Source organism: Haladaptatus sp. ZSTT2 (assembly GCF_037081775.1).
Taxonomy (GTDB): Archaea; Halobacteriota; Halobacteria; order Halobacteriales; family Halococcaceae; genus QDMS2.
On the sequence record NZ_JBAMHQ010000001.1, the window covers coordinates 1,078,839 to 1,093,034 of the forward strand.

16 protein-coding genes are annotated in these 14,196 nt (G+C 61.9%); 7 read left to right on the forward strand and 9 right to left on the reverse strand.

The genetic code is table 11. The features are described 5' to 3' along the window. Positions 1 to 13: 13 nt before the first annotated feature. Together V5N13_RS05995 and V5N13_RS06000 are read right to left on the reverse strand one after the other, a co-directional pair. Positions 14 to 841 (reverse strand): DUF63 family protein, encoded by an 828-nt coding sequence (locus V5N13_RS05995; protein ID WP_336360017.1) that lies wholly within the window; start codon positions 839 to 841, stop codon positions 14 to 16. 151 nt (positions 842 to 992) lie between these two features. Then, the gene (locus V5N13_RS06000) at positions 993 to 1,952 is read right to left on the reverse strand and encodes a ribose 1,5-bisphosphate isomerase (RefSeq protein ID WP_336360018.1); all 960 of its coding nucleotides are present in this window, start codon (positions 1,950 to 1,952) and stop codon (positions 993 to 995) included. A gap of 72 nt (positions 1,953 to 2,024) precedes the next feature. Here V5N13_RS06000 and deoC point away from each other — a divergent pair, with 72 nt between their 5' ends. Continuing rightward, entirely contained in the window at positions 2,025 to 2,669 is a 645-nt protein-coding gene (deoC, locus tag V5N13_RS06005) for a deoxyribose-phosphate aldolase (RefSeq protein WP_336360019.1), read from the forward strand. Positions 2,670 to 2,721: 52 nt separating this feature from the next. Next, on the forward strand, positions 2,722 to 3,975 hold the full coding sequence (locus V5N13_RS06010; RefSeq protein WP_332899949.1) for a tRNA (N(6)-L-threonylcarbamoyladenosine(37)-C(2))-methylthiotransferase: 1,254 nt from the start codon (positions 2,722 to 2,724) through the stop codon (positions 3,973 to 3,975). A gap of 20 nt (positions 3,976 to 3,995) precedes the next feature. Here the strand turns inward: V5N13_RS06010 and V5N13_RS06015 are convergent, their stop codons facing one another. Next, complete coding sequence (locus V5N13_RS06015; RefSeq protein ID WP_332899950.1) at positions 3,996 to 4,916, reverse strand: cation diffusion facilitator family transporter; 921 nt, start codon at positions 4,914 to 4,916, stop codon at positions 3,996 to 3,998. A 54-nt stretch (positions 4,917 to 4,970) separates the two neighbouring features. Further along, positions 4,971 to 5,513 carry an HIT family protein gene (locus V5N13_RS06020; RefSeq protein WP_336360020.1) on the reverse strand — a complete coding sequence of 181 codons (543 nt, stop codon included), beginning with the start codon at positions 5,511 to 5,513 and terminating at the stop codon, positions 4,971 to 4,973. Between the two features lie 279 nt (positions 5,514 to 5,792). Between V5N13_RS06020 and V5N13_RS06025 the strand changes: the two genes are divergently transcribed. Further along, a complete protein-coding gene (locus V5N13_RS06025; RefSeq protein ID WP_336360021.1) occupies positions 5,793 to 5,993 on the forward strand; it encodes a DUF7835 family putative zinc beta-ribbon protein in 201 nt (66 codons plus the stop codon). Positions 5,994 to 6,046: 53 nt separating this feature from the next. Here the strand turns inward: V5N13_RS06025 and map are convergent, their stop codons facing one another. Next, positions 6,047 to 6,937 carry a type II methionyl aminopeptidase gene (gene map / locus V5N13_RS06030; RefSeq protein ID WP_336360022.1) on the reverse strand — a complete coding sequence of 297 codons (891 nt, stop codon included), beginning with the start codon at positions 6,935 to 6,937 and terminating at the stop codon, positions 6,047 to 6,049. 343 nt (positions 6,938 to 7,280) lie between these two features. Then, positions 7,281 to 8,138, reverse strand: a complete 858-nt coding sequence (locus V5N13_RS06035; RefSeq protein WP_336360023.1) for an isoaspartyl peptidase/L-asparaginase — start codon at positions 8,136 to 8,138, stop codon at positions 7,281 to 7,283. Positions 8,139 to 8,234: 96 nt separating this feature from the next. On the opposite strand from V5N13_RS06035, the gene icd reads away from it, so the two are divergent. Next, positions 8,235 to 9,488, forward strand: coding sequence for an isocitrate dehydrogenase (NADP(+)) (gene icd / locus V5N13_RS06040; RefSeq protein ID WP_332899955.1), 1,254 nt, complete (start codon positions 8,235 to 8,237; stop codon positions 9,486 to 9,488). A gap of 166 nt (positions 9,489 to 9,654) precedes the next feature. Here icd and V5N13_RS06045 read toward each other — a convergent pair whose 3' ends face one another. Next, complete coding sequence (locus V5N13_RS06045; RefSeq protein ID WP_336360024.1) at positions 9,655 to 9,996, reverse strand: cupin domain-containing protein; 342 nt, start codon at positions 9,994 to 9,996, stop codon at positions 9,655 to 9,657. Positions 9,997 to 10,074: 78 nt separating this feature from the next. Here V5N13_RS06045 and V5N13_RS06050 point away from each other — a divergent pair, with 78 nt between their 5' ends. Next, positions 10,075 to 10,596, forward strand: a complete 522-nt coding sequence (locus V5N13_RS06050) for a DUF5817 domain-containing protein (RefSeq protein ID WP_332899958.1) — start codon at positions 10,075 to 10,077, stop codon at positions 10,594 to 10,596. Here V5N13_RS06050 and V5N13_RS06055 read toward each other — a convergent pair. Both V5N13_RS06055 and hmgA read right to left on the reverse strand, forming a co-directional pair. Beyond that, the gene (locus V5N13_RS06055) at positions 10,591 to 10,716 is read right to left on the reverse strand and encodes a hypothetical protein (protein ID WP_332899959.1); all 126 of its coding nucleotides are present in this window, start codon (positions 10,714 to 10,716) and stop codon (positions 10,591 to 10,593) included. The genes V5N13_RS06050 and V5N13_RS06055 overlap by 6 nt on opposite strands. A gap of 112 nt (positions 10,717 to 10,828) precedes the next feature. Beyond that, positions 10,829 to 12,040 carry a hydroxymethylglutaryl-CoA reductase (NADPH) gene (gene hmgA, locus V5N13_RS06060; protein WP_336360025.1) on the reverse strand — a complete coding sequence of 404 codons (1,212 nt, stop codon included), beginning with the start codon at positions 12,038 to 12,040 and terminating at the stop codon, positions 10,829 to 10,831. An 80-nt stretch (positions 12,041 to 12,120) separates the two neighbouring features. On the opposite strand from hmgA, the gene V5N13_RS06065 reads away from it, so the two are divergent. Beyond that, positions 12,121 to 12,627 (forward strand): GNAT family N-acetyltransferase, encoded by a 507-nt coding sequence (locus V5N13_RS06065; RefSeq protein WP_336360026.1) that lies wholly within the window; start codon positions 12,121 to 12,123, stop codon positions 12,625 to 12,627. Between the two features lie 37 nt (positions 12,628 to 12,664). Continuing rightward, on the forward strand, positions 12,665 to 14,194 hold the full coding sequence (locus tag V5N13_RS06070) for an amidohydrolase (protein WP_336360027.1): 1,530 nt from the start codon (positions 12,665 to 12,667) through the stop codon (positions 14,192 to 14,194). The last annotated feature ends 2 nt before the right edge of the window (positions 14,195 to 14,196 follow it).

A 14,196-nucleotide genomic window follows, 5' to 3' on the forward strand; every position in this document is an offset into this window, starting at 1 on the left:
ACAAAAAACCTGCTTACCCGAGGACGGTGAACAGGAGTAGGTTGTGCGCGCCTGGGCCGAGACCGACGGCGGCGATGAGCGCGAGCAACAGATAGCCCTCACGCGGGCTTTCGCGCACCGTCTCTGCAAGGAACGCGACGACGACGGTGGCGAGCGCGACCTTCACGAGGACGAACAGCCACACCGTGCCGAACAGGTCGGCCGTGGGCAGCGCGGCGGCGAACTCGATGATGGCCCGCGAAAGCGGCGTCTGCTCGCCAAAGCCGAGCGCGTCGATGCCAACGGCCGTCGAAACGCCGTCGAGCGTGTGGCCGAACACGACGAGCGCCCCCGCGCTCCCGGTGGTCGTGGCGATGTCGGGAAGCCCCACGCGAATGCCCGCCCAGACGAGCGCGGCGAGGATGCAGGTGATGAGGAGGCCAACGGCTGGCCAAAAGAGCATCAGCCCACCCTCACTCCCGCCAATAGCGAGGGTCGTTCCCGCGACGAGGACAATGCCGAGTTGTCCGGTTGCCGCGAGGATGCCCGGAGTCGAGCGCAGCGACCACTCGTCTGCGGGGCGGTCAGCCGAGACGGCCCAGATAGCACCCGCGATGATGAACGTCGAACCGTAAACGGTCGGTGAGCTAAACAGCGGCGCGATTGCTGAAGGCAGGCCCTCAATCTGATAGAGGACGTACAGACTGGACCCCACGACCATCCACGGCGCGAAGGCGACGACGAGGTGGCGCGTGACCGGTGGCTTGCGCCGATAGAGCGCACCGCCGACGATGGCGAGGGCGACGAAAAGAACCAACAGCACAGGGAGCGGCGGAATCGAAAACCCGTCCGGAAGTACCATAGCCACACTCGTGGCCGGGAGCAGTAAACGCGTTGCGGTCTTTTAGATGGAGTGTCGTCCCTGTTCAGCCAGCAGTTACCAAGTGTTCTGGATTCCAGGTGGCCGCGTTAGGAAAGAGACGAGAGGTCCCAGAGGAAAGACGAGACCCCTCTCAGGGTGCTTCCCATGGGTTGATGACACGCTCGCCAAACAGTTCGCGCATCAGGATGACGATGCTTTCGGGCGGGAACTGGCCGCGTTCGGTGACGATGGCATCGACGTAGCGCGGCGGTGTCACATCGAAGGCCGGGTTGTTGATATGAATATCACCAATCTCCGCGCGTACGTCGTCTGCGAGCACTTCGGTCGCGTCGCGCTCTTCGATTTCGACGGTGTGGCCGGTCATCGTCGCCGGGTGGAGTTTGATGGTCTGGGCGGCGACCATCACCTGCGTCCCCATGTCGCGGGCGTTCACAGCGAGGCCGCTCGTGCCGATTTTGTTGATGACAGAGCCATCCGCGGCGATGCTGTCCGCGCCGACGAGAACGTGGTCGACGTCGTTCAGGTAGTGGCGGGCGGCGTTATCCACGATGAGCGTGACGTCGACACCCAACTCGGCCAGTTGGCGGGCGGTGATGTGGCCCTGATTTCGGGGACGCGTCTCTCTGACGTAGGCGGTGAGTTCTTTGCCGTCTTCGACGGCCGCGCGCACACAGGCGATGACGTCCGTCGAGTGACAGTGAGTCATGATAGTGTCGCCGTCGCGCAGCCGGTTGCCGCCAAAGCGCCCGAGGTCGTCTTGGGCGCGTTCGAGTTGTCCGCAGAAGGCGGCGACGCGCCGCTCTACTGAGGCTTTGAGTTCCTCGACCGTGGTTCCCTCCATTCCGAGCAGGACGTAGCGAAGCGCGTTCGGGAGGCTGACGGCGGTTGGGCGGGTGTCGTGGAGCACGCGTGCCGCGGCGCGGAGTTCGGCGCGAAACGCGTCGGGGGTGGTCGCGGTGCTCGCTTCTGCCTGTGCGCCGAGGGCGCGCGCGGCGGCGTCTGCGATGGTCGCTGCGCCGCGAATCTCCATCTCCGCGATGGCGGTGGCCGTTTCGGTCACCTCGGTGTGGAGCGTATCGGGCGTGGTCATGACATCTAATTGGTATCCGGCGGGGAAAAGTCGATGGGGCAATTTTTACTCCGAGGGCTTTTTTGGTGCACTATGAACGCAGACCGCCTCGCCTCGATGCTCGACCACACGGTACTTGGTCCGGAGACGACCTTCGACGACGTACTCGCCGTCCTCGACGACGCGCGCGAGTTCGGTATGAACGCCTGCATCCCGCCGTGCTACGTCAAAGAAGCGAATGAGTACGCCCCCGACGTGACGCTCGCCACGGTGGTAGGATTCCCCCACGGTCAGAACACGACCGTCGCAAAGCGCGACGAAGCCGAAGACGTGTGGGACGACGGCGCAGACGAGATTGACATGGTCATCAACATCGGCCGGCTGAAAGCCGGCGAGTACGACGCCGTTCGCGCCGACATCGCAGAAGTCGTCGCCGCCGTCCCCCTGCCGGTGAAGGTCATCATCGAGACGGCGCTACTCACCGACGATGAAAAACACAAAGCCTGCGAGTTGGCCAAAGAGGCAGACGCCGCCTACGTCAAGACCTCGACTGGCTTCGCAGATGGCGGTGCGACGGTCGCTGACGTGGAACTGATGGCCGAGTACCTCCCCGTCAAGGCGAGCGGCGGCGTCGGCAACTGGGAAGAGGCCAAAGCGATGATAGAAGCGGGCGCAGAGCGCATCGGGGCGTCCTCGGGCGTGGCCATCATGAAGAGCTACCTCGCCGCACAGGAGTAGCCACGCAATCCGTCGCGTTTTTGCCTCCCCGGCCGTTAGCGTCGCCAAGCGAATGGCCCGCTATCACATCGAGACGTACGGGTGTACCTCGAATCAAGGCGAGAGTCGCTACATCGAGCAGGCGCTCCGCGACGGGGGACACTACCGCGCAGAGGGCCCCGAGGACGCCGACGTCGCCATTTTGAACACCTGTACCGTCATCGAAAAGACCGAACGCAACATGATTCGGCGGGCGGAAGAACTCCAATCTACGACGAGCGACCTCATCGTCACCGGGTGTATGGCGCTCGCACAGGGCGAGGAGTTCGAAGACGCCGGTATCGACGCCCAGATTCTCCACTGGGACGAGGTGCCAAACGCCGTGCTCAACGGGGAGTGCCCGACGCCGACGCCCGACTCGAAGCCGATTCTCGATGGGACGATTGGCATCCTCCCCATCGCCCGCGGCTGTATGAGCAACTGCTCGTACTGCATCACGAAGTTCGCGACGGGCAAAATCGACTCGCCTTCTGTCGAGGAGAACGTCCGCAAGGCTCGTGCGCTCGTCCACGCCGGTGCAAAAGAGATCCGCATCACGGGTCAGGACACGGGCGTCTACGGCTGGGACAAGGGCGAACGTCAGCTCCACACCCTGTTAGACGAAATCTGCCAGATTGAGGGTGACTTTCGCGTGCGCGTTGGGATGGCGAACCCGAAGGGCGTCCACGGCATCCAAGAGGAGCTCGCAGCCGTGTTCGCCAAACACGACAAGCTCTACAACTTCCTGCACGCGCCCGTCCAGAGCGGGTCGAACGACGTGCTTGGGGACATGCGCCGCCAGCATCAAGTCGAGGAGTACGTCGAAGTCGTTGAGACGTTCGACGATGCCCTTGATTACTGGACGCTCTCAACCGACTTTATCGTCGGCTTCCCGACGGAGACGGACGCAGACCACCAGATGAGCATGGCGCTCCTGCGCGAAACGCGCCCCGAGAAGGTGAACATCACGCGCTTCTCGAAGCGTCCCGGCACGGACGCCGCGAAAATGAAGGGCCTCGGCGGGACGCTCAAGAAAGAACGCTCGAAGGAGATGTCCACGGCGAAGCACGAAATCGTGGGCGAAGCCTACGAGGAGATGGTTGGGACCGTCCAACGTGATTGCCTCGTCGTAGAGCAGGGGACGGCCGACTCCGTGAAGTGCCGAGACGGAGCCTATCGCCAGATTATCGTCCAGAATGCCACAGACCACGGTATCGAACCCGGCGACTTCGTGGACGTGGAAGTTACCGGACACCAGACGGTGTACGCCTTCGGAAAACCGCTGTAAGTTTTGCTTAACAGACCGTTTCAATCGTCAAACCGCCGGAGCAGTCGGTTGGTTTCCTCGTCTTCCTTCCATTCCCCCAACTCTTTCGGGTCGATGTGGACGAACACGTCGTCAACCTGAGCAATGTCTCTGATTGAAGAGACGACGGCAGTCTCGATGTCGTGGGCTTCAAGCAGCGTCAGGTCGCCTTCGACTTCGATGTGCAGGCTCACGTCGATCTCCGGGCCGACGTAGTGGGCGACGACCTCGTGTGCACCAGATACTTTCGGGTGGGCGAGCGCCCGGCGGAGGATTTCGATGCGCAGTTCTTCAGGGGGAGCCGCGCCGACGAGGTAGGCGACGTTGTCACGGACGATTTCGATGCCGGTGTACAGAATGCCAATCGAGACGAGGCCAGCGGCGAGCGGGTCTAAGATGGGGAAACCAATCGACGCGCCGACCACGCCCACGAGTGCGGCGCTCGCCGTGAGAATGTCGTTTCGGTTGTCGAGCGCGGTTGCGGTGACGGCGGGCGAATGATACCGACTGCCCACGTCGAGGCAGTAGCGGTAGAGGCCGAACTTGATGACCGCCGCCCCAGCGAGCACCGCGATAGCGTAGGGGCCTGCGGGCGGTGAAACGGTGCCCATCAACACCGACGACACCGACTGGACGAGAATGAGCACACCTGCGACGAAGATGCCGATGGCGATGACGAGCGAGACGAACGGTTCGATTCGCTCGTGGCCGTGGGGGTGTTCGAAGTCAGGCGGTTGGGTGGTGAGATAGAGCCCGCCGAGAACAACCGCCGAGTACACCGCGTCTGCGAGACTGTTTACGGCTTCGGAGCCGACGGCCAGCGAGCCAGTCGAGTACCACACCGCCGCCTTCGTCGCCATGAGCAGCAGGTTCGCCCCCAGAATAACGAGGCCAACCCGGCGGATTGCGGCGGCGCGCGACATGGAGTCGTGGTTGGCGACCCGAGCGTATAGTGGCTTCGGCGTGCGATTGTGACCTTATTCGATGACGACGGGGCCGTTTTCGCGCTCGACACGTGTCCCGTCCTGTGCGGCGAACGCGTCGTGGAGATGGTCGTAGGTCTCGGAGAGAGCTTCGACGATGACTTTCGTGTCGCTCACGAGCGGCATAAAGTTCGTATCACCGTTCCATCGCGGCACGACGTGGGTGTGGAGGTGGTCGCCAATCGACCCGCCCGCGGCGGGGCCGAGGTTGAGCCCGGCGTTGAACCCTTGGACGCCGCCCATCGCGGTTTCGAGTGCGTCGAACGTGCGCTGTTTGAGTTTGGCGTGGTCGAGGAGTTCTGCGTCGGTGAGGTCGCCGTAGTCGCCGGTGTGTGTGCGGGGAATCACCATCACGTGCCCCGGGTTGTAGGGGTAGTTGTTACAGAGGACGAACGTGTGTTCGCTCGCCGCGACGACCAGATTCTCGCGGGCGTTCTCACGGGTCGGGAGGTCACAAAAGACACAGCCATCTCCAGTGTCGCGCTTGTCCTCGCGTTTGATCCACTCGATGCGCCAGGGGGCAAACAGCTGTTCCATGCCGCTCGTGGTGGCGCAACCGGGTTAAATCCCCGGCAGAGTGGGCTCTGTCGATTGATTGCGATAGTGTAGCACACTGGCGGCAAAACGCCTATATAAATATTACGACCATATGGTGTTTAACCACCCCCAAAACACTCTTAGCTCAGGTTGTAAACGCTCTAAAGGCCTATGGAACAGTCATTTGCCCCATTCGCCCCCCGTATGGCGAAAACCGTCTGAAACAAGGTGCAACAGATTGGGGTTTTTATGCTCTCCCCGGTGCCAGTACAAGATACGATGTCAACCCAGAACCGAACCCCAGGCGACATGACCGAAGATTGCAACGCGTGCGGTCGTGACACGCCCCACAAAGTCGCCCTGAAGCTCCTCACAGAGAGCGACAAACCGGAGAACGCGAAATTCTCGCGCGAGCCCTACCGCGTGAGCACGTGCATGAACTGTGGTCACGAGACCACGCTTCGGATGAACAACGCATAAAAATCGATTCCTCGCTGACGAACGGTCCTCCAACCGTTCTACATCTTTCGAGATTACGCCGTCGTAATCTCACACCCATCTTCGGTGACGATGATGGTGTGCTCTTTTTGACTCACGAGGTGACCGTCTGCTTCCTTGAGCACCGGGTAGCCGTGGACGATGCCGTTGCGCTTCAGGCGGCGGAGCGCCATCTCCGCGCGGTCGGTGTCGAGCCAGCGGATGGCAAAGGGAAGCGTGCGAAACTCTTCTGTAATCTGGTCGAGTGCTTGGCGAGCCTGCCGGTTGCGAATCGGGCGCTCGTGTTCGAGCGCGAAAATCTCCTCTTTGCTCCCTTCGCGCACCTTGCCGCTGCCGTCGGTGGCGAACGGTTCGATGGCGACCACGTCACCAACTTCGAGTTCGACGCCCGTCGAAACGGCCCGATTCGGAATGGTCGGCTGGGTGTGCTGTTGCCAGTGGTCGAGACCGTGACCCGTGAGATTCACGACGGGGTTGAACCCGTAGCTCGTGATGACGTCTTCAATCTCCGCGCCGAGTTCGCCCGTGCTGACGCCCGGCTCGACGAGGTCGAGAGCGGCTTCGAGCGCCTGCTCTGGGGCTTCTTTGAGGTCAGTGTGACCCGAAAGGTCAACAGTAATCGCCGTGTCTGCGAGCCAGCCATCGATGTGGACGCCGATGTCTAAGTTAATCATCTCCTCGCCGAACACCGACTCGTCGCCGATTTTCGGCGTGGCGTGTGCGGCTTCCTCATCGATGCTGATGTTCACCGGGAAGGCAGGCTCGCCGCCGAGTTCGCGGATGCGATTTTCTGCGAACGTTGCGACCTCTAAATGTTTGACGCCAACTTCGACTTTATCGGCAGCCTCTTCGCGGACCTGCGCGAGGATGCGGCCTGCCTCTCGGTTCTTCTCGTACGATTCCGAAGAAAGGTCGATATCGCTCATACCGGCTTTTCGCCGGAGCGGTCCAAAGGGTTTGCGACTACTTGGTCTCGACCCACGAACACTCGTGGCACGTCATGAGCCCCTGTACGTTTACGAGTCCACTCCCGCAATCTGGACATGCTGTCCGCTGTTCCCCTCGTTTCACTGTTAGTTGTGCCATGAGAGGAGGTATGAGATTCGTCGATATTAAAACTGACCCACGACGATTGTCGATAGTCAATCACAGGTGGATGAGTGTCGAAATAAATGATGAGAGACCGTAGGGTTACGGTGGACGGAAGTCGTCTCAGAATATCTGTCAGTCGAATCAGAGCCCGGCGGCGAGGCAAAGACACGCGACTGATTACTCGCCTGCTTCGCTCACCTGCATCGCGTCTGTGTTGTACGCGCTTCCGGCCGAACCGTCCGCACCGAGGACGATGACGCCCGCTTCCGAACCCGTGCGTTCTTCGAGTCCCTCGAGGGCCAGTTCGGCTGCATTTTGCGCTGTCTCACCCGCTTCGAGCAGTCCAACGGCCCGCCGAGTGAGGGTGACCTTCGCAATGTCTTCGCCCGCGCCCGTCGCGCTCGCGCCGCCTGCGGGTGAGGCGTAAAAGCCGCTGCCAATCTGGGGGACATCGCCAACCCGTCCAGCGAGTGCGAGCCAGCGCCCGCCCGTCGAGGTTGCGGCGGCTACGCGGCCGTCTGCTACGGCGACCGCGCCCACAGTGTCGTGGCCACCGAATTTTTCTTTACTCCAGTCGAGTTGTCCGCGAACGTCAGTGGCTTCGGGGACGTGTTCGAGCTCGGCCCACTTCTCGCGTGTTCTGTCGCTGCGGAGATCAACCGCAGTCTCGATACCAAAGGCCGCCGCGAGGTCGACGGCGTGGACGCCCGAGACGAGGACGTGTGGCGTTTCTTCCATCACCACACGAGCCACGTCGATGGCGTGGCAGACGCCGGGCATGGCCGCTGCGGCCCCGGCATCGAGCGTGTCCGTCATGAGACCTGCGTCCGTCCGGACGATGCCGTCTGACTGGATAGCGCCGCCGACGCCCGCGTTGAATCGGGGCGATGATTCGAGGATGTTGACGGCGGCGACAACGGCCGAAATCGGGTCTACTTCGGCTGCGCCTGCAGCGGCCGCTTCATCGAGAACTTGTTGGCGGCGGTCGGGTGCTTCTGGGGGGCTGCCAGCACCACCATGGACAACGATTCGCATACCCAAAACACGCACCCGGCGACAAAATCTCCTTGGCTCTCGCGGCGAGGCGAGAACAGCAGGGCTTTTACTGTACTAACCTGAGGCTTATGTGTTATGAGCTACGAGAAGGTCGACGTTCCCGAAGACGGGGAGAAAATCACCGTCTCGGACGGCAAACTGGAGGTACCTGACAACCCAATTATCCCAATTATCCACGGCGACGGGATTGGGTCTGACGTCGGGCCAGCCGCGCAGAAAGTGCTGCAGGCTGCCGCACAGGCAACCGGTCGCGAAATTAACTGGATGCGCGTCTACGCCGGTGAGAGTGCACGCGAAAAGTACGACGAGAACCTTCCAGACGACACCGTCGAAGCAATCAAAGAGTTCCGCGTCGCAATCAAGGGGCCACTCACCACCCCTGTTGGCGCAGGCTTCCGCTCGCTGAACGTCGCGCTCCGCAAGAAGCTCGACCTCTACGCAAACGTTCGCCCAACCTACTACATCAAGGGCGTCCCATCACCGGTCAAGCACCCAGAGAAGATGGACATGGTTACCTTCCGTGAGAACACGGAGGACGTCTACGCCGGCATCGAATGGGAAGCGGGCACCGACGAAGTCGAAGAGGTCAAAGAGTTCATCGAGAACGACATGGGCAAGACGGGCATCATCCACGACGGCCCCGTCGGCATTGGCATCAAGCCAATCACCGAGTTCGGAACCAAACGCCTCGTCCGCGAAGCAATCGAGTACGCCATCGAGGACGACCGCGACTCCGTCACCCTCGTCCACAAGGGCAACATCATGAAGTTCACCGAGGGTGCCTTCCGTGACTGGGGCTACGAACTCGCAGCCGAGGAGTTCGGTGACGTCACCATCACCGAGGACGAACTCTGGGAGGAGTACGACGGCGAAGCTCCAGAGGACAAAATCGTCATCAAAGACCGCATCGCAGACAACATGCTCCAGCAGATTCTGACCCGCACCGACGAGTACGACGTCGTTGCGACGATGAACCTGAACGGCGACTACATGTCCGACTCCGCCGGTGCACAGATCGGCGGCCTCGGCATCGCCCCCGGTGCAAACTTCGGTGACAAACTCTGTCTCGCAGAACCCGTCCACGGCTCGGCACCAAAATACGCCGGCATGGACAAGGTCAACCCAACCGCGCTCATCCTCTCGGGCCGCCTGATGCTCGAATACATGGGCTGGAAGGACGCCGCACAACTCGTCCGCGACGCCGTCGAAGAAGCCGTCTCCACCGGTCGGGTCACCTACGACCTACACCGCCAGATCGAGGGTGGCCAGAAGCTCGCAACGAGCGAGTTCGCTGACGTCATCGTCGAAGAAATAGAGAAGCTCGCGTAAGCTCACAGACTCACGTTTTCTTTTTATTTCACCGCTGAGCCGGTAGTGTGGCATTCAGAACGTCTAATGTGGGGAATCGAAAACGGATGCCGACAACTCTGAGGGATCTGTGTAGGTTCGCACAGCGGCGGCTGCCACCGAGCCTTCGAACCGTCGTGACGCTCAACTAGTCTTCCATCCACGGCACGTCGAGGCGTGGCGGACTGAAGATGTCGAGGCCATCGACCGGCACGTCACCGCGATTCTCTGCGGCGTGGGGTTCGTCGCCGGGAACCACGTAGGATTCACCCGCAGAAACCGAGATTTCTTCGCCGTCAATGAGGAAGGTGAGCGTCCCTTTCGTTACGTAGCCGGTCTGCTCGTGGGGGTGGCTGTGTTCTGGAACTTTTGCGCCGGGTTCGATGTGGAAGTGCTGAATGCTCATTTTCTCGCCCGCGGCGAGTTGTGCGAGGTGCACGCCGTCGATTGCTTCGACTACATCGCTGTCTGAGAGGGAGACTGCGTCCATGTGCGTGAGACGGTAGCAACCACCAAAAGCGTGGCCCCGGGCGGTGGATTCAACTGCCCGCACCGAGTGTGTGTTCATATGTATGCGGTCGTCGGCTGTAGCAACTGTGGCGCGCTGAAAGTCGTCGAGGGACGCCCGAAGACGACGAACTGCACGAGCTGTGGCAAACGCCTCCAGTACAAGAAGTTGAAGAAGTTTATTACGACCGACGACGCGAACGAGGCGCGCCAACACCGCGCCCAGATGCTCGCAAACCGCCAAGGCGAATCAGAGGCGTTCGCCAACGTCGATTCCTTTGGCGAGATGGAGACTTACACGAACGAGGCGGTGGTCTCCGATGAGGAGTACCTCGAAGGCTCGGGACTTGACGCCGCAGAAATCACCGCAGCAGGCGAGCAAGCGACCGCGAAACGCGAGACGATGAGCAAGAAAGACACCGTGCTCGCGGCGCTCTCGGAACTCGACGCGCCCACCGAAGCCGACGTTGTCGAGTTTGCCGAACAGCACGGCGTCTCACGGGGCTACGTCGAGACGGCGCTCACCCGACTCGTACAGGCCGGAGAAGTGAGTGAAAATCGTGGAGTGTACCGGTTGTTATAGCTGGCCAACCGCCTGCCAGATGGTGACGGCCGTTGCGATGATGCCAAGCAGGAGCTTCAACAAGCGCAACAGGCGGTAGGCGCGCGATGCCGCTGGCTGGTCGGGACATGATTCGGACATGGTTCGTACCTCTGTGGAAACGCCCGCTGGTGCTCGCCAGCAGGCGCTATTATTCCAATTTCGACTGTGGTACAATAAACGAGAGCCGTAAGCAGGGTGAAAGTGAAACTGGTTATCTGCCTAACTCGGCATGTGCCGAAGACAGGTGTCTCGACGCCAGTGCCGACAGAAGTGAAAGTTCGCCAGCCAGTGCGCCAGTGGCAATCACTTCCGCCAACGCGTCGGCGTTTGCGCCCGCCGGGTCGCCACCGCCGCGGAGGCCGAGCACGGAGAGGCCCTCTGCCTGCGTCGGGAGCTTTGTCCCGCCGCCGACGGTGCCGACTTCGAGGCTGGCGAGGCTGATACTCGCGTACAGTTCGTCTTCGCGGGCTTCTGCGGTGACAATCGCATTGGAGCCTTCGACCACCTGTGCGGCGTCTTGGCCGGTTGCGAGGAACATCGCGGCAACCGTGTTCGCGGCGTGGGCGTTGAACCCGAGGCTTCCGGCTTTCGCGCTGCCCACGAGATTCTTCCGCGTGTTGACCTCGGCGATGGCCTCCGGCGTTGTTTTGAATCGCTCTTCGACCGATTCGCGCGGGATGCGCACGTCGGCGACGACGGTGCGCCCACGGCCCTCGATGGCGTTGATGGCGGCGGGTTTCTTGTCCGTACAGAGGTTGCCAGAGAGTGCGACGAGCGAGGCGGGCGTTTCTTCTTCGACGATGGCGCTCGCGGCTTCGGTGGCGATGGTCGCCATGTTCATCCCCATCGCGTCTTTCGTGTCGTAGCCAAAGCGCAAGAAGACGTTGTCACCAACGACGTAGGGCGTCACGTCAACGAGTTCGCCGTGGCTCGTCGTCTCCTCTGCGGCGTCTTTCAGTTTGTTCTTGTTCGCGCGAACCCACTTGACGACTTCGACGGATTCTGCTACGTCCTGCACCCGAAACACGGGCGCACGGGTCATCTTCGACTTGATAACGCGGGCGGTCGAGCCGCCTGCGGCGCGGATGGCGGACAGCCCGCGATTGACGCTCGCGAGGAGTGCGCCTTCGGTCGTCGCAAGCGGGAGGTAGTAGGTTCCCTCGGCTGCGCCGCCGTTGATGGGCACGGGGCCGGCGACGCCGAGTGGGACCTGGATTGCGCCGACCATGTTCTCGATGGCCGATTCGGCGTCTTCGGCGTCGAAGGCGTACTCTCCAGCCATCGTGAGGTCTGCGCCGGTTTCTTCTTCGACGTACAGGCGGCGGGCGGCGGCGGCGGTGTCCGCGTCTGCGTGCTGTTCGAGTTCGTGAAGCCGAATGTCTCCGTCGCGGACGCGGGCGACGAGGTCGGCAGGCTCGGTCATGTTCCTGCCATGACGGGCCGGGCGCGTAACGATTGCGCTTCGCCCGTAGATTTTTGTCACCGAAACCTGTCACTCAGTCTATGTCCTCACCCGTCACCATCCGGGCCGCCGAACCGGAAGACGTCGCCGCCATCCAGCGTGTGGCCCGCGCGTCCTACGAAGCCGCCTATCTGGAGATTATTGGGCAGGAAGAACTCGAAGCGGCGATGGACGCGTGGTACAACCGCGAGAAGGTGCGCGATGCGATTGTAAATCCGGAGACGGTCTACGTCGTCGCCGAAGCCGACGAGGTGGTCGGTTATGCTTCTGGAGGCGACGCAAGCGAAGTCGCAACGGGCGAACTCTACAGCATCTACGTCCACCCCGACTGGTGGGGAAAGGGCGTTGGTACACAACTGCTCTCGACCATCGAAGCCGCCCTCCGCGAACAGGGTCTGTCGAAACTGCGCCTCGAAGTGTTCGCAGAAAACGACGTGGGACGCGCGTTCTACGAGGCGCGCGGTTTCGAGCGCGTCGGGGAGAAGGAGACTGACTTGTTTACGGGGCAGGTAGTGGGAATTGTCGTGTACGCAACGGCCCTCGACTAGCCCGACTTTTTATCGCCACGGCCACGGAACAGGAGGTATGACCGAGGCAGCCGACCGCATTCTGATAAACGCGGAGGTTCACACGCTTACCGACCCGGACGAAACGACAGACGGCGTCGCCATCCGCGATGGACGCATCATCCGTGTCGACCGCGCCTACGAACTCGATTTTTTAGCTGGTGCGGAAACAGAGGTCATCGACCTCAACGGCGGCGTCCTCCTCCCCGGCTTCATCGACGCACACACCCATCTGAACATGGTGGGCCGCCGCCTCGTCCACGCCGATTTAGCGGGCGCAAACAGCCCCGCAGACTGTATTTCACTGCTCGCAGAATCCGCCCGTGAATCGGGGTGGATTCTTGGCTACGGCTATGACGAAAGCGAGTGGTCGGAATCGCGCTATCTCACCCGCGAAGACTTAGACGCGGTGAGCACAGAGCGCCCCGTCGCCGCCTTCCGCGAAGACTTACACGTCGCGTCGCTCAACTCCGTCGCCGTAGACCAGTTCCTCGACGCCATGCCCGCAGAAGACGTTCTCGCAGAGGGTGGCGAACCGACCGGTGTCGTCGTCGAATCCGCACTCGACGTGATTTTCGAGGCCACGGAACCGGACGCCGCGGAAATGCGCGACCTCCTCGAAGCAGCCCAGCGCCACGCGAACGCTCGCGGCGTCACGGGCGTCCACGACATGGTTCGAAAGTCGACCGCTCCCGAGGTGTTCCGCGACCTCGATTTAGAAGACGAACTCACCTTGCGAGTCCGGCTCAACTACTGGTCTGACCACCTCGATGCGGCCATCGAGACCGGCCTCCGGACGAATCACGGCTCCGAGATGGTCGAAACGGGAGCCATCAAGTCCTACACCGACGGGAGTTTCGGCGGGCGCACCGCGAAACTCACAGAAGCCTACGCCGACGCCGACACGACCGGCCAGTGGGTCGTCACACCCGACGAACTCGCCACCGTCGTCGGCATCGCAGACCGCGCTGGCTTCCAAGCCTGTGCCCACGCAATTGGTGACGAGGCGATTACGGCAGTGTTGGACGCCTACGAAGAACAGTCAGCAGACCCGGAAGCCGCCCGACACCGCGTCGAACACGCAGAACTGCTCACCGACGAGCACATCGAGCGATTTGCCGAGCTCGGTGTCGTCACCTCCGTCCAGCCGAACTTCCTGCGCTGGGCCGACGAAGACGGTCTCTACGACGACCGGCTTGGCGAAGAACGTCGCCGCCAGTCCAACCGCTACGCGGACTTACTGGACGCGGGCGTGCCACTGGCCTTCGGCTCTGACTGTATGCCCCTCGACCCACTGTTTGGCATCCACCACGCCGTGAACGCGCCAGACGCTGCCCAGCGCCTCTCGGTCACGGATGCGCTGCGCGCTTACACGTCGGGCGCGGCCTACGCCGGGTTTGCCGAAGACCGACGTGGAACCATAGAAAAAGGAAAACAGGCAGACCTCGTCGTGCTCGACCGCTCACCATGGGAGCACGCAGACGCAATCGAGGACATCGACGTGACGATGACGCTCGTCGACGGCGAAGTGGTGTACGACGGTCGGTAGGA

What these genes read in the sequence shown, in the direction of transcription:
- V5N13_RS06010 (WP_332899949.1), top strand. Translation starts at nt 2,722, where the DNA reads ATGGCCCGCTATCACATCGAGACGTACGGGTGTACCTCGAATCAAGGC.
- V5N13_RS05995 (WP_336360017.1), bottom strand. Translation starts at nt 841, where the DNA reads ATGGTACTTCCGGACGGGTTTTCGATTCCGCCGCTCCCTGTGCTGTTG.
- V5N13_RS06000 (WP_336360018.1), bottom strand. Translation starts at nt 1,952, where the DNA reads ATGACCACGCCCGATACGCTCCACACCGAGGTGACCGAAACGGCCACC.
- icd (WP_332899955.1), top strand. Translation starts at nt 8,235, where the DNA reads ATGAGCTACGAGAAGGTCGACGTTCCCGAAGACGGGGAGAAAATCACC.
- V5N13_RS06045 (WP_336360024.1), bottom strand. Translation starts at nt 9,996, where the DNA reads ATGGACGCAGTCTCCCTCTCAGACAGCGATGTAGTCGAAGCAATCGAC.
- V5N13_RS06065 (WP_336360026.1), top strand. Translation starts at nt 12,121, where the DNA reads ATGTCCTCACCCGTCACCATCCGGGCCGCCGAACCGGAAGACGTCGCC.
- V5N13_RS06050 (WP_332899958.1), top strand. Translation starts at nt 10,075, where the DNA reads ATGTATGCGGTCGTCGGCTGTAGCAACTGTGGCGCGCTGAAAGTCGTC.
- V5N13_RS06020 (WP_336360020.1), bottom strand. Translation starts at nt 5,513, where the DNA reads ATGGAACAGCTGTTTGCCCCCTGGCGCATCGAGTGGATCAAACGCGAG.
- V5N13_RS06035 (WP_336360023.1), bottom strand. Translation starts at nt 8,138, where the DNA reads ATGCGAATCGTTGTCCATGGTGGTGCTGGCAGCCCCCCAGAAGCACCC.
- V5N13_RS06015 (WP_332899950.1), bottom strand. Translation starts at nt 4,916, where the DNA reads ATGTCGCGCGCCGCCGCAATCCGCCGGGTTGGCCTCGTTATTCTGGGG.
- map (WP_336360022.1), bottom strand. Translation starts at nt 6,937, where the DNA reads ATGAGCGATATCGACCTTTCTTCGGAATCGTACGAGAAGAACCGAGAG.
- V5N13_RS06070 (WP_336360027.1), top strand. Translation starts at nt 12,665, where the DNA reads ATGACCGAGGCAGCCGACCGCATTCTGATAAACGCGGAGGTTCACACG.
- hmgA (WP_336360025.1), bottom strand. Translation starts at nt 12,040, where the DNA reads ATGACCGAGCCTGCCGACCTCGTCGCCCGCGTCCGCGACGGAGACATT.
- V5N13_RS06055 (WP_332899959.1), bottom strand. Translation starts at nt 10,716, where the DNA reads ATGTCCGAATCATGTCCCGACCAGCCAGCGGCATCGCGCGCCTACCGC.
- V5N13_RS06025 (WP_336360021.1), top strand. Translation starts at nt 5,793, where the DNA reads ATGTCAACCCAGAACCGAACCCCAGGCGACATGACCGAAGATTGCAAC.
- deoC (WP_336360019.1), top strand. Translation starts at nt 2,025, where the DNA reads ATGAACGCAGACCGCCTCGCCTCGATGCTCGACCACACGGTACTTGGT.